Source organism: Mitsuokella jalaludinii (assembly GCF_928722185.1).
Classification (GTDB): domain Bacteria; phylum Bacillota; class Negativicutes; order Selenomonadales; family Selenomonadaceae; genus Mitsuokella; species Mitsuokella jalaludinii.
In genome coordinates this window covers 2,338,922-2,352,496 of record NZ_CAKMXA010000001.1, presented here as the reverse complement: position 1 = coordinate 2,352,496, position 13,575 = coordinate 2,338,922, and the positions used below count along the sequence as shown (strand labels likewise).

9 protein-coding genes are annotated in these 13,575 nt (G+C 60.6%); 1 reads left to right on the top strand and 8 read right to left on the bottom strand.

Annotated features, from left to right (window positions below):
• Nucleotide 1: 1 nt before the first annotated feature.
• The 3 genes from leuC to ilvN form a co-directional block, all read right to left on the bottom strand.
• The gene (gene leuC / locus QDI87_RS11020; protein ID WP_278743315.1) at nt 2-1,264 is read right to left on the bottom strand and encodes a 3-isopropylmalate dehydratase large subunit; all 1,263 of its coding nucleotides are present in this window, start codon (nt 1,262-1,264) and stop codon (nt 2-4) included.
• A 119-nt stretch (nt 1,265-1,383) separates the two neighbouring features.
• On the bottom strand, nt 1,384-2,400 hold the full coding sequence (ilvC, locus tag QDI87_RS11015; protein WP_036377422.1) for a ketol-acid reductoisomerase: 1,017 nt from the start codon (nt 2,398-2,400) through the stop codon (nt 1,384-1,386).
• Nucleotides 2,381-2,911 (bottom strand): acetolactate synthase small subunit, encoded by a 531-nt coding sequence (ilvN, locus tag QDI87_RS11010; RefSeq protein ID WP_036377419.1) that lies wholly within the window; start codon nt 2,909-2,911, stop codon nt 2,381-2,383. Before ilvN ends, ilvC begins: the two co-directional genes overlap by 20 nt.
• A gap of 388 nt (nt 2,912-3,299) precedes the next feature.
• On the opposite strand from ilvN, the gene QDI87_RS11005 reads away from it, so the two are divergent.
• Nucleotides 3,300-4,403, top strand: coding sequence for an A/G-specific adenine glycosylase (locus tag QDI87_RS11005; RefSeq protein ID WP_278743312.1), 1,104 nt, complete (start codon nt 3,300-3,302; stop codon nt 4,401-4,403).
• A gap of 58 nt (nt 4,404-4,461) precedes the next feature.
• Here the strand turns inward: QDI87_RS11005 and QDI87_RS11000 are convergent, their stop codons facing one another.
• From QDI87_RS11000 to QDI87_RS10980, 5 genes are all read right to left on the bottom strand, one after another.
• A complete protein-coding gene (locus QDI87_RS11000) occupies nt 4,462-5,757 on the bottom strand; it encodes a DUF445 domain-containing protein (RefSeq protein ID WP_278743311.1) in 1,296 nt (431 codons plus the stop codon).
• Nucleotides 5,754-6,992: a DUF445 domain-containing protein gene (locus QDI87_RS10995; RefSeq protein ID WP_278743310.1), complete on the bottom strand. Its 1,239-nt coding sequence runs from the start codon at nt 6,990-6,992 to the stop codon at nt 5,754-5,756. The genes QDI87_RS11000 and QDI87_RS10995 overlap by 4 nt, the downstream gene beginning before the upstream one ends.
• 10 nt (nt 6,993-7,002) lie before the next feature.
• Entirely contained in the window at nt 7,003-7,878 is an 876-nt protein-coding gene (galU, locus tag QDI87_RS10990) for a UTP--glucose-1-phosphate uridylyltransferase GalU (protein WP_278743309.1), read from the bottom strand.
• Between the two features lie 189 nt (nt 7,879-8,067).
• A complete protein-coding gene (locus QDI87_RS10985; RefSeq protein ID WP_278743308.1) occupies nt 8,068-10,317 on the bottom strand; it encodes an alpha-galactosidase in 2,250 nt (749 codons plus the stop codon).
• Nucleotides 10,318-10,337: 20 nt separating this feature from the next.
• Nucleotides 10,338-13,487, bottom strand: a complete 3,150-nt coding sequence (locus tag QDI87_RS10980) for a glycoside hydrolase family 2 TIM barrel-domain containing protein (RefSeq protein WP_278743307.1) — start codon at nt 13,485-13,487, stop codon at nt 10,338-10,340.
• Nucleotides 13,488-13,575 lie beyond the last annotated feature (88 nt).

Below are 13,575 nucleotides of genomic sequence, written 5' to 3'. Positions count from 1 at the left end.
GTTATTTTACCTCCTCCGGTGTTGCGATGCGTCCTAAGATTGCACTCGCGGCTGCGACTTGCGGGCCGGCGAGGTAGACTTCACTGTCGACATGGCCCATGCGGCCACGGAAATTGCGGTTCGTCGTCGAGACGCAGCGCTCGCCGGCAGCCATGATGCCCATGTAGCCGCCGAGGCACGGGCCACAGGTCGGCGTCGAGACGGCACAGCCGGCATCGATGAAGGCATCGATGTAGCCGCGCTTCATCGACTCCTTGTAGATGGCAGGGCTGCCCGGGATGACGATGCAGCGCACGCGGTCTGCGACCTTGCGGCCCTTGAGGATGGACGCTGCGATCTCCATGTCCTCGAGGCGGCCATTCGTGCAGGAACCGATGATGACCTGGTCGATCTCGATGGGCTCCTCGATGTCCTCGACGCGCTTCGTATTGCCCGGCAGATGCGGGAAGGCAACGACCGGCTTGAGCTCGGAGAGGTTGATGTCGACTTCGCGGCAGTACTCGGCGTCCTCATCGGCTGCGACCGGCTCATACGGCTTCTTGACGCGGCCGTCGACATAGGCCTTCGTGATCTCGTCGAACGGGAAGATGCCGGCCTTGCCGCCTGCCTCGATGGCCATGTTGGAGATAGTCAGGCGGTCCGTCATCGTCAGCGCCTTGACGCCCGGGCCGGCGAATTCCAGGGACTTGTAGAGCGCGCCGTCAACGCCGATCATGCCGATAAGCGTCAGGATGACGTCCTTGCCGGTGATGTCAGCCGGCTTCTCGCCCGTCAGGTTGACCTTGATGGCCTCCGGCACCTTGAACCACGCCTTGCCCGTCGCCATGGCCGCGCCGAGGTCGGTCGAGCCGACGCCCGTCGAGAAGCCGTTGACAGCACCGTACGTGCACGTATGCGAATCGGCGCCGATCGTCAGCATGCCCGGTGCGACGATGCCCTTCTCCGGCAGGATGACGTGCTCGATGCCGACGCGGCCCTGCTCGAAGTAATTGACGATCTTGTACTTGCGCGCAAAGTCACGGACAATCTTCGCGAGCTCTGCCGACTTGATGTCCTTGGCCGGCTGGAAGTGATCCGGGACGAGCGCGATCTTCGTGTTGTCAAAGACAGGACGTCCGATCTCCTCGAACTTGGCGATGGACGGCGGTGCCGTAATATCGTTGGCGAGTACCATATCGAGCTCGCAGGTCACGAGCTGACCGGCTTTCACAGAATCGAGGCCGGCGTGTTTCGCGAGGATTTTCTCGCTCATAGTCATACCCATAGTATGCCCTCCTAATCTCTTACTATGCATAACGAGTATAGTCCTGTTATTTGGAAAAAACTTCCCCGACGCATGATTCGCCGGGGAAGCGTTAAATTCCTGTTCAGTTAACGGAGTGATCAGTCCTTGGAGAGATCTGCACCGTCTTTGAGCCACGGCATCATAGCGCGCAGTTCCTTGCCGACCTTCTCGATCGGATGCTCAGCATGCAGGCGGCGCTCCATGAGGAAGTTGACGCGGCCAGCAGCCTTGTTCTCAAGCAGCCAGTTGCGAGCGAACGTGCCGTCCTGGATCTCTTTGAGGACTTTCTTCATTTCCTTCTTCGTGTCTTCCGTGATGATGCGCGGGCCTACCATGTAGTCGCCGTACTCAGCCGTATCGGAGCAGGACTGACGCATCTTCGTGAAGCCGCCCTCGTAGCAGAGGTCAACGATGAGCTTCATCTCATGGAAGCACTCGAAGTATGCCATCTCCGGCGGATAACCTGCCTCAACGAGTACTTCGAAGCCCGTCTGCATCAGCTGGCAAACGCCGCCCATGAGGACAGCCTGCTCGCCGAAGAGGTCTTCCTCAGTCTCATCGCGGAACGTCGTCTGCAGTGCGCCGGCACGCAGAGCGCCGAGGCCCTTTGCATAAGCAAGAGCGAGGTCGAAGCACTTGCCCGTTGCATCCTGATGAACAGCGAAGACAACCGGTACGCCGGAACCTTCCGTGTACGTGCGGCGAACGAGATGGCCCGGGCCTTTCGGAGCGACCATGAATACATCAACATCTGCCGGCGGAACGATCTGCTGGTAATGGATGTTGAAGCCATGTGCGAAGACGAGAGCACTGCCCGGCTTGAGGTTCGGAGCGATTTCCGTCTTGTAGACGTCGGCCTGCTTCTCATCCGGAATCAGGACCGTCGTGATGTCAGCCTGCTTGACTGCTTCAGCGACCGTGTAGACCTTCAGGCCGTGCTCTTCAGCGACCTTCTTGGACTTGGAACCCTCATAGAGGCCGACGATGACGTTTGCACCGCTGTCCTTGAGGTTCAGGGCATGAGCATGGCCCTGGCTGCCATAGCCGATGATGGCAATCGTCTTGCCGTTCATGAGTTCCCAATTTGCATCCTGATCATAGTAAGTTTTTGCCATAATACTCTCTCTCCTCACAATGTTCATAGATTGTATGCTCTCCGCGCTCTAGCGCGATGAGGCCGGTGCGTATGACTTCTGCGATCCCATAAGGCTTCACGAGTCTCAGGAAAGCCGTGACTTTGTCGTCACTGCCCGTGATCTCGAAGACCAGCGTGTTGGATTCGACATCCACCACATGAGCCCGGAAGAGCTCTGCCATCTTCAAGACATCGAGCCGGTTGTCGTCATCCGCCTTGACCTTTATCAGCGTCATCCCGCGGCACACAGCATTCTTCTCGTCCAGGCGCTGCACCGCACGGACTACCGGCATCTTCTCGAGCTGCTTGATCATCTGCTCGATGAGGTTCTCATCACCGTGCACGACGACTGTGATGCGCGAGAAATCCGGTGTTTCCGTGACGCCCACCGACAGGCTGTCGATGTTGAACTCGCGTCTGGAAAACATGCTCACAACACGCACGAGGACACCAGTCTGATTCTCGACGAATACCGACAAGACGTGTTTCATGGACCCATCTCCTCTTAGAATTGCTGATACCATGCATATTATACCACGGCGCTCCAACAGATTCAAACTGTAATGCTGTAAACATGTATACATTATTACTCGATGTACACGATTTGTCAACACGTTCCTGTAACTTTTTTTCATTTCACTGAGATTTTTTTATATGATAATCCCCTTACAGCAGACATATTTCTGGTTTTATATTGTTCGATAATTATTTATATCCATTCTAAACGGATTTTCAATAAAAACATAAAGCAAAGGTCGGACAATCCAGCAGGAATGTCCACGTTCCTGTTGCAGACTGGTAGGGCATAGCCCTCCCTGTCAGTCTATGCTACAATGAAATGCACCAGGAATTAGCCCACCAGAAAGGACAGATGCCACGATGAGAAAACAACACACGCCGCTCCAGCTGCCGCACACCGATATCCTGCCCGAAATTGTCGAGCCGCTGCTGACTTGGTATCGCGGCCAGTCCACGCTGCGCTGCCTGCCATGGCGCGAAGAGGTCACGCCGTACCACACCTGGATTTCCGAGATCATGCTGCAACAGACGCGCGCCTCGGCCGTCATCCCGTACTACACGCGTTTCCTCGAAGTGCTGCCTGACATCGCGAGCCTCGCGCGCTGCGACGACGAGCTCCTCATGAAACTCTGGCAAGGGCTCGGCTACTACAGCCGCGCGCGCAATCTCAAGAAGGCTGCCTGCCAGATTGTTGAAGACTTCGGCGGACAGATGCCTGCCGACTTTGCAGCGCTCCTGGCGCTACCGGGCATCGGGCGCTACACCGCCAGCGCCATCGGCTCGATTGCCTTCGGCCTGCCGCTGCCAGCCGTCGACGGCAACATCCTGCGCGTTACCATGCGCGTCCTGCAGTGTGGTGAGGACATCGCGCAGCTGTCCGTCCGCCGTGCCGTCGAGGATTCGCTCGCCCCGCATTATCCGAGCGGAGACGATGCCGGCGCCCTCAATCAGGCCTTCATGGACCTCGGCGCGACCGTCTGCCTGCCGCACGGGGCTCCGCACTGCGCCCACTGCCCTCTCGGCCGCCTCTGCCTCGCACACGCGGCAGGCTCGGCGGAGCAGCTGCCCGTCAAGGTCAAGAAATCGAAGCGACGCGTCGAGCAAAAGACCGTGCTCGTCCTGCGCCAGGGCAGAGCGCTAGCCCTCATGAAACGCCCGGAGAAGGGGCTGCTTGCCGGCCTCTGGGAGCTGCCGAACCTTGCGGGGCACCTCACAGGAGAAGAGCTGCGCGAGTGGTTAGCGGCGCGTGGGCTATGCGCCTGCACGATCACGCGCCTGCCCGACGCCCGCCACATCTTCTCCCATGTCGAGTGGCGGATGCAGGGCTGGGAGATTGAGCTCTCGCCCTGCAGCAGCCGGGTCGCCGAGGAGAGCACCCCATTCATCTGGGCCTCGCCCAAAGAGCTCGCCGACACCTACAGCATCCCGTCTGCCTTCCAGTATTTCCTGCACCAGAAGTCCTGAATCACAAAAAAAGACGCCCGGAAAGGCGTCTTTTTTATTGGCATATCGCGCTTCGAGATTACGGCAAGATCTGCAGTGCAATGAAGATGAGAAGGCCGATACCCGAGCCGACGATGGAACCGTTCATGCGTATCCAGAGCAGGTCAGGCTCTACCTTATCGTAGACGAGGTGGTTGAGCTGCTCGTCCGTCAGGCGCTCGAGGACACTCTCGACGACGACGCCGACGAGCGTCTGCGCGTGGAGCGCCGAGCGCGCGATGAGATCGTAGAGGAAGCGGCCGACGGTATGGCGCAGCTCATCGTCCTGCTGCAGCAGTTGAAGGCCGCGGTCGTACTCTTCTTCAATGATGGTGGCCAGACGGCTGCGCAAGAGAGGCAGATGCTCTTCAACGGCATCCACCTGGCGCGCTGCATCGGCGTCGAGGTGCTCGCGCATGTGCGCTGCTGCCCGGCGCACGACCTCCTCGATGGGAAGGTCTGCCACCAGGCTGTCGCGCAGCTCATGGACGAGCTGATGGAAACCCGGCTCCGCATTGAGCACGACTGCTTTCTCGTAGAAGAGCTCCAGCATATCCCGTTGCAGCTGGGAGTCGCGCGTGCCAAGCTCGCGTAGCATCGCCACGAGCTGCTTCTGCATGATGCTTGCCGCTTCCTCCAGATTGACGAGGTCCATGGCCTCGGCCAGCCCTGTGAGGAAGAGCGCCAGCGTGCCCTTGGCCTTCTCCTTCTCGTACTGCTCGAGCATTGCTTCGATGGCCCGGGCCGTCTCCGGGCGCTCAGCGCGCACGCACAAGTAGGCGGAGATGTGCTCGAGGAAGTCCTTGTCGCGACCGCTCTGCTGCAACCAGCGCCCGATGCTCATGAAGAGCTCCTCCGGCTCCATCGTGCTCAGGTGCGTGCGGATGCGCCGCGCAAACTCAGCGGCCTTCTGCTCGCTGTCCTTCTTGAGCAGGAAGCCGCGCGCATAGTGGTAGAGATGGTGCGAGATTTTCGCGCGCGTGTCTGCCTCGCCGAGCCACTTCATGAGCATCGGCATGAGGTGCAGGCGCTCTAAGTGGCGGAATACCTTGCGCCGCGAGAAGAACTCCTTCTGGACCATCGTGACCGATGCCTTGATGAAGGACTGGCGGCGGCGCGGCAGGATGGCCGTGTGGTACGGGAAGCCGAGCGGCTTGCGGAAGAGCGCCGTGACGGCAAACCAGTCCGCGATGCCGCCGACAAGCGCTGCTTCCGCGCAGAAGAGGAAGCCCTCGACGAACACCGAATGCGGCAGCTGCAGGTGCACAAATAAGGCGAGCAGGAATACGAGAAACGCGAGGAAGAGCACGCGGTCTGCCTTGTTCCATGATTTCATAAGCCCCACATCCTTTCTGCCGCCCAGACGAGGAGATAGAGCCCCATGCCGACGAGCGAGCCGACAATCGAGCCGTTGATGCGGATCATCTGCAGGTCGTCCTGGACTTTCTCTTCCACGAAGGCGACGAGCGCATCGTCGCTGAACTCGTCGAGGCGCTCGTGGATGAGTCCCGGGATGAGCTCATGATGCTTTGTGAGCTCGCTCTCGATGAGGTCCTTGAGCATCTTGTCGAAGCGGCGCTGCCAGGCTTCCGAATGCACGAAGTCATCGATGCGCTGCTCGACAAAGGCGTTCAGGTGCGGCAGCCAGAAGGGCTCCTCCCCCTTGAGCACATTCTCGATCCAGGAGGCGATCATGCCCTCGATGTCCATCTGCGCGAGCCAGCGCTCTTTCCACTCCCCGAGCGCATGGCGCAACGATGCGTCGTTGCTGAAAGAGAGGACCATGCCTTCAAAGCCGGCCTTGAGGCGCGCATACCCCTCCGTCTGCTCGCTCAAGAGATCTTCGAGTCCCTTCTGCGCCTTCTCGTTGAAGATTGCGAGGAGCTCCTTGTCGTCGAGGCCGAGAGCCGACAGCACGAAAGCGCGCCCGGCTGACTCGCCTTCGTATTCCTTGCGCAGCACCTTGATGTTGTCGAACAGGACCTGCTGCATGGCCGGCGACTGCAGGACCTGCTCGCCGATGGTCAGGACGCTGTGCAGGATGCGCTTGGAATGCTGCTCTTCGCCAAGCGTGCGCACGAGCTCCAGCAGGACGTTCTCGAGTGCGAGTCCCCGCAGGCCCTCGCGCACAGCGGGAGCCAATTCCCTTGCCAGGGCCTCGCTGTCGAGGTCATTGACGACCTTGAGGACGACGGTATCGACGACCTCGATGACGCCCTCGCGGCCGCCGCGGTGCTCGAGGTAGTCGACGAGCAGTCCCGCCGTGTCCTGTTCGCGGATGACGCGCATGATGTTCTCGGTACTCAAGAGGTCATCGCTCGCGAACGTCACGATGGCGTCCATGATGCGCTTCCTGTTGCGGCGCAGGACATCCGTGCGGTACGAGATGCCCAGCGGCTTGCGGAAAAGCGCCGTGACGGCAAACCAATCCGCCAGGCCGCCGATCGTCGCGGCCAGGAAGCCGTGATGGAAGAGCCCCATCACGAAGCCGGAGCCCCCCGCCGCCATCGTGCCGAGGAAACCGGCCGCGCTGATGCCGAGTGCCAGATTCGCCTTATTTTTCTTCTGCAACCTTCACACCTCAGATTCTCGCGACGAGATCCTTGAGATACTTCTTGAACGGCGCGCCGAGGTCTTCGCGGCGCAGCGCGAATTCCACCGTCGCCTTGAGGAAGCCGAGCTTGTCGCCGAGGTCGTAGCGCTTGCCCTCAAAATCGTAAGCGTAGACGGCCTGCTGGCGCGCCAGTTCAAGGAGTGCATCCGTGAGCTGGATCTCGCCGCCCTTGCCGGGTGCCGTATGCTCCAGGATGCCAAAGATTTCCGGACGGATGATGTAGCGGCCGAGGACGGCCATGCGGCTCGGCGCCTCTTCGAGGCTCGGCTTCTCGATCATGTCGCGCACGCGCATGAGGCGCGGATCCTCCGTCGCATCGCCCGCGACGATGCCGTAGGACGAGACTTTGTCGTCGGGCACCATCTGGCAGCCGAGCACAGAGCCGCCCGTCTTGTCGTAAACATCGATGAGCTGGCGCAGCGCCGGCTTCGCGGGATTGTAGACGACATCGTCGCCCAAGAGCACGGCAAACGGCTCATCGCCCATGAAGGCCTTGGCACAGAGAATGGCGTCGCCGAGGCCGCGCATGTAGCGCTGGCGGATGTAGTGGATGCGGATGTTGGCCGTATCCTGCACCATCTTCAGGAGGTCGAGCTTGCCCTTCTTCTTGAGCTCTGCCTCGAGCGTCGGCGCCGAGTCAAAGTGGTCCTCGATGGCACGCTTGCCGTGGCCACTGACGATGAGTATCTCCTCGATGCCGCTCGCGAGCGCCTCCTCGACGATGTACTGGATGGTCGGCTTGTCGACAATCGGCAGCATCTCCTTCGGCGTCGCCTTCGTCGCCGGCAGGAAGCGCGTGCCGTAGCCGGCCGCCGGAATGACTGCTTTTCTGATTTTCTGCATGTTGAATTCCCCTAACATTTTACATTTTGCTTGTCGCTTGTAGACGGTGGCAGTTCCCCACCTGCCACGTACACGCATGTAATACGATAACAATATATTATTATACACGATGGCGGCCTTTTCCTGCCACAAGAAAAAAGCTGCCACAGCAATGTGACAGCTTTTGCTAGAAAAACGTGAGAATCTCGCTTATTTCTTGTGGAAGACCCACATGTAGGCGGCGAAGTCCGTGTCGATCTTCGGCACTTCGATGCCGCTGTACATGAGCTCGTCGCCAAAGAAGGACTCGCCCGCAAGGCTCAGGCTCTTATTCGCGGCACCGTCGTGCGAGAGGCCTTTAGCCGGGTAATAGGCGGCCACTTCGTACTCAGAGTCGGCATCGAGGTGCTCGAGCTTCAGCGTGCGCAGCTCCGTTGCCGGCGTCGCGAGCGTCTTGAAGTAAACAAGCACGACCTCCTGACCGTCTCTCGATACAAACTCCCAGGCCGTCTCGTTGCCCTTGCCCGCAAACGGCGTGAGCAGGCGGTAGAAACGGCCGAGCTGCATCGTCGGGCGGATCTTCTTGTAGAGCGCGATGTGGCTGCGGACCTCTGCCTTCTCCGCCTCGCTCATGCGCGTGATGTCCATCTCGTAGCCGTAGCAGCCCATCATCGCGGCGAAGGCGCGCGTCTGCATCGGCGTCACGCGGCCAACCTGATGGTTCGGCGTCACGGAGACATGGGCACCCATCGTGATGGGCGGGAAGACCATGCTCGTGCCACTCTGGATGGAGAGTCGGCAGATGGCATCTGTGTCATCGCTCGTCCAGGTCTGCGGCATGTAGTACAGGATGCCTGCATCGAAGCGGCCGCCACCGCCCGAGCAACTCTCGAACAGGATGTCCGGATGCGTCTGCGTGATGCGCTCGAGAATGTCGTAGAGGCCGAGCACGAAGCGCGTGCGCACCTCACCCTGGCGTTCTGGCGGCAATTTCCCCGAGAAGGCATCCGTCAGATGGCGGTTGAAGTCCCACTTGACGTAGTCAATCGGTGCCGTATCGAGGATCTTGCAGACGGAGTCGACGAGATAGTCGCGCACGTCCGCGCGCGAGAGGTCGAGCACGAGCTGATGGCGGCCGAAGCTCACCGGGTACGACGGCGCCCTGAGCACCCAGTCGGGATGGGCGCGGTAGAGGTCAGAGTCGACCGACACCATCTCCGGCTCAAACCAGAGGCCGAACTTGAGGCCGCGCTTGTGTGCGCTCTCTGCGACGCCCTGCAGGCCGCCCTTTAGTTTCTCCATGTTGACAACCCAGTCGCCGAGCGAGCTGTTGTCGTCCTCGCGCTTGCCGAACCAGCCGTCATCGAGCACCATGAGCTCGATGCCGAGGTCCTTGGCACAGGCGGCGAGGTTGTCCATCTTCGCATCGTCGAAGTCGAAGTACGTCGCCTCCCAGTTATTGACGAGGATTGGACGCACGGCGTCGCGGTACTTGCCGCGCACGATGTGATGGCGCACGATCTCGTGGAAGGACTGGCTCATGCCATTGAGTCCTTCTGTGCTGTAGACGAGGAGGGCCTCCGGCGTCTGGAAGGCTTCCCCCGGCTCCAGGTGCCAGCGGAACTCGAACGGGTTGATGCCACCGACGACGCGCGTCGTGCCGAACTGCTCTACTTCCGTCTTGAGCGAGAACTCACCACTCCATATGAGGCTGAAGCCGTAGACCTCGCCGCTCTCCTCGCCCGCGTCCTTGCGCACGAGCGCGAGGAACGGCGATGCCTGATGCGAGCTGGCGCCGCGGCGGCTCGCACTCTCCTCGATGCCGTGCATCAGTGGCACGCGCTCTGCCGTGCGCTCGGATGCATGACCGCCCCAGAGGTTCATGCGCTCAAAGTCGTGATCCGGGAAGTCGAGCGCAAAGCTCGCCGCATTGAGCAGGTCCAGAGGCTCCTCGCCGCTATTCTTCAGGCGCACGCTGCGCGCGATGGCGTCCGCGCCCGCAAATACCGTGTAGAGGAGCTCTGCCTCGAGATTGCCCTGCGAGTCCGCCAGCGTGATCTTGAGTGTCTCCGCCTCATCTTCTGCGGCATACGAAGCCGGAAGGCCTGGAAGGGCCGGCTTGCCCTTCACGATCTCATAGCCCTTGTAGAAAAGCTCCGTCGTCGTCGTGCCGTCCTGGAGACGCACCTCGTAGGCTGGGATGCGGTAGTCGACGTGGCCGTAGCTCGGATATTCCTGCGGCAGCACATCGAGCGAGAACGTGCGCTCATTCTCATAGGCAGCCGGCTGCGGCGAGAACGCGCGGTCGATCTCCTGGAACGGGCGGCTATCGCGGAAGGTCCGCAGCTTCCTGCCCCAGTAGCGATGCATGAGGTAGCGGCCGCGGACGACCTGCATGACATAGCTCATCTTCGCATTGCTCAGATGGAAGATGCCTGTCTTTTCATCAAACTGGATCATTGCTCATCCTATCCTTTCACTCAGATACCCTTAAAGTAGAAGGCAAAGTGCTTTGCCGTGTTCTTGACGGTGTATTCCGGCAGGACCGGAGCACCCCAGGTGTTGTCGCCGCCGACGCCGCACTGGCCGAGCGATGCGCGCAGGAAGGTGTGATGGACCTCCGGCAGATCGTAGGCATGGCGCGCGTTCTCGAGCTCGTGGGCGCTGTACGGCAGAGCCGATGCTTCAAACGGCTCCTCGTCCATGGCAAGGCGCACGCCGCGGCCGCGGTGATCCGTGACCTCAATCCAGCGGACGCCGCAGTGGTTGCCCGTCTCCTGCGGCAGCAGGTACGGCTCGACCTCATCCTTGGCCTGCGTCTCGAAGATGCCGAGCTTTGCGCCGCGCTGGCGGTCTGCGTAGTTGTCGAGCGGACCGTAACCGTAGAAGCGCACCTGGCCGTAGTCAGCAGGCATCGTGAAGATCATCGCGAAATCCGGGATTTCCGGCAGGCCCTCGACTGCGTCGTAGTCGAGCTCGACCTTGATAGAACCATCCGGGACGACCGTGTACGTCATGCGGCAGGACGAGAGCGGCTGTGTCGCCAGCTCATACGTGAAGCGGACGGAGATGGAGCTTGCCTCGTACTCCTTCTGGCCGAGCTGGCCAAACCAGTCGAACTCCTGCCAGTTACCCGCATCATCGAGCAGCTCTTTCTTGACGCAGCGGCGGTAGAGGCTCGCGAGCTTCCACTGCGCCGTCATGAAGTCGCGGCGGCTGCCGTAGTCGTTGTCGACCGGCGCACGCCAGAACGACGGCTTCGGAGCCTCCTCGATGAGCTCTACACCGTTGCACTTGTAGGACGTGAGGTTGCCCGAAGCGCCCGAGAACATGATCTCGAAACCCGTGCCGCGCACGCCGAGGTCGATGTCGCCGTGGACGATGTGCAGCGGTTTCTCTGGCTTCGTCTCAAGCTCCATGTTCGGCGTGTAGTGGAAGCGGCGCGCGCTCTTTACAAAGTCCGTCGCACAGACGGCGTCCTGCGGCTCCGGCACCTCGACCTCATCGACATGCCACGTGCCCTGGCCGAAGGCAATCTCAAAGCCCCTCTTGGCCCAGAGCATATCTTCCTTGAGGCGCAGCGACGCCGTGACCGTCTCCTCCCCCGCATTCGTCAGCGGCAGGTCCTCAAGAGAGACAGTACCCGACTCGCCCGGCAGGATGTGCGGCGCATCCGCCGTCGTTTCCCAGATGGTCTTGCCGTCGAGCATGAGCTCCAGATGCAGCTCATATGACGCCGTATCGGTGAACAGGCTCTTGTTGTGGATGGTGACCTGCTCAGCTGTGACATCGAGGTCGAAGTTCTGGTAGTTGAACTTGACATCCTGCATCTTCGTCGTCAGCTTGCGGTCAGCGAACAGGATGCCGTCGCCGCTGAAGTTGCCGTCATTCGGGCGGTCGCCGAAGTCACCGCCGTACGCGAGCGCATCCTTGCCATAGCGGTCCTTGTGCCAGATGGCCTGATCGACAAAGTCCCAGATGAAGCCGCCCTGGTAAAGCGGTTCCTCATCCGTGAGGTCCGTGTACTTGTGCATGCCGCCGATGCTGTTGCCCATCGCATGCGTGTACTCACAGCAGATGAACGGCTTGTCGCGGTGCTCGGCGAGGAACTTCTTAATGTCCGCGACCGTCGGGTACATCTGGCTCTCCATGTCGCTCGTGCCGTTATAGCGGCGGTCCCAGAAGATGTTCTCGTAGTGGACGAGGCGCGTCGGGTCAGCCTGGCGGAAGTACTCGCTCATCACGTAGAGGTCCTTGCCGCCGCAGGACTCGTTACCGCAGGACCAGATCAGGATGGCAGCGTGGTTCTTGTCGCGTTCAAGCATGGATTTCGCGCGGTCGAGGATGATATCCTGCCACTCCTCGTGGTCATTCGGCAGCGTCTCCTCGACGATGTCGCACTTGCCGTTGCGCATCCAGGAGCCGTGCGTCTCGAGGTTCGTCTCATCGATGACGTAAAGGCCGTAGCGGTCGCAGAGCTCGTAGATGTAGCTCGAGTTCGGGTAATGCGAGCAGCGCAGCGCATTGATGTTGTGCTGCTTCATGATGATGATGTCCTTCTCGATCTCCGCAGGATCTGCCGCGCGGCCGCTGTAGCAGTCAAACTCGTGGCGGTTCGTGCCCTTGAAGACGATGCGCTTGCCGTTGAGCTTCATGAGCCCATCGTCCATGCGGAACTCGCGGAAGCCGATGTTCTGCGGGATGACCTCGAGCAGGTGGCCTGCTTCATCCTCGACCGAGATGACGGCGCGGTAGAGATTCGGAGCTTCTGCGCTCCAGAGCTTGACGCCCGTGAGCTCCGCCTCGAAAGAGGACGTGAGTCCCTCGGCCTGCTGCTCTTCCTTGAGGCAGCACTCACCCGTCTCAGCATCGAAGAGCTCGATCTGCACCTTGTGTGCCTCGCCGCTGTTCCACTTCATGTCGAGGTGGAGCTTGCCGTCCTGGTAGCCATGAATTGGCGCTGCCGTGACGCGCAGGTCATCGAGGTGGATGGCCGGCTTCGTATAGAGGATGACCTCGCGGAAGATGCCCGAGAAGCGCCAGAAATCCTGGTCCTCGATCCAGCTGCCCGAGCTGAAGCGGAAGACCTGCAGCGCCAGGCGGTTCACGCCAGCCTTGAGATACGGCGTGAGGTCGAAATCGGACGGCGTAAACGAATCCTCACTGTAGCCGACGTACTGGCCGTTGAGGTAAACAGCGACAGCCGACTCGACGCCCTGCAGCGAGAGCACGGCATTGTCCCAGCCTTCTGGCAGGACGAAGTCCTTGACGTAGGAGCCGACAGGATTGTCGCGCTGGGGCACCTGTCCCGGATGGACGACCTCGTGGCCGTCCCACGGGTATGTCTGATTCGTGTACTGCGGCACGCCGTGGCCTTCCATCTGCCAGTGTGCCGGCACACGGATGGTCTCCCAGCCGCTGACATCGTAATCCGGCTGCTCGAAGCCCTGCGGACGCGCGGCGAGGTTGCGCGCGTAGTGGAACGACCAGATGCCGTTTAGGCTGCGGCGCAGCGAGGAGACGCCTTCCGCCATCTCCATCGCATCGGCGAAGGCCACGTGGTCGCTGTGGGCCGGCAGGCGGTTCTCTGCAAAGAACGTGGGGTCTGCAAGACGATCGACTGTAAACATCAGATATTTCCTCCTTTTTTCACGAAGAAAGGCCGCTGTATCAATCTGGTACAACGGCCCCCTCCTAAGGTCACATGTCATGCGATGG

Excerpts from the sequence above, each read along its gene's own strand:
- leuC (WP_278743315.1), bottom strand. The coding sequence starts at position 1,264 with ATGGGTATGACTATGAGCGAGAAAATCCTCGCGAAACACGCCGGCCTC.
- ilvC (WP_036377422.1), bottom strand. The coding sequence starts at position 2,400 with ATGGCAAAAACTTACTATGATCAGGATGCAAATTGGGAACTCATGAAC.
- ilvN (WP_036377419.1), bottom strand. The coding sequence starts at position 2,911 with ATGAAACACGTCTTGTCGGTATTCGTCGAGAATCAGACTGGTGTCCTC.
- QDI87_RS11005 (WP_278743312.1), top strand. The coding sequence starts at position 3,300 with ATGAGAAAACAACACACGCCGCTCCAGCTGCCGCACACCGATATCCTG.
- QDI87_RS11000 (WP_278743311.1), bottom strand. The coding sequence starts at position 5,757 with ATGAAATCATGGAACAAGGCAGACCGCGTGCTCTTCCTCGCGTTTCTC.
- galU (WP_278743309.1), bottom strand. The coding sequence starts at position 7,878 with ATGCAGAAAATCAGAAAAGCAGTCATTCCGGCGGCCGGCTACGGCACG.
- QDI87_RS10985 (WP_278743308.1), bottom strand. The coding sequence starts at position 10,317 with ATGATCCAGTTTGATGAAAAGACAGGCATCTTCCATCTGAGCAATGCG.
- QDI87_RS10980 (WP_278743307.1), bottom strand. The coding sequence starts at position 13,487 with ATGTTTACAGTCGATCGTCTTGCAGACCCCACGTTCTTTGCAGAGAAC.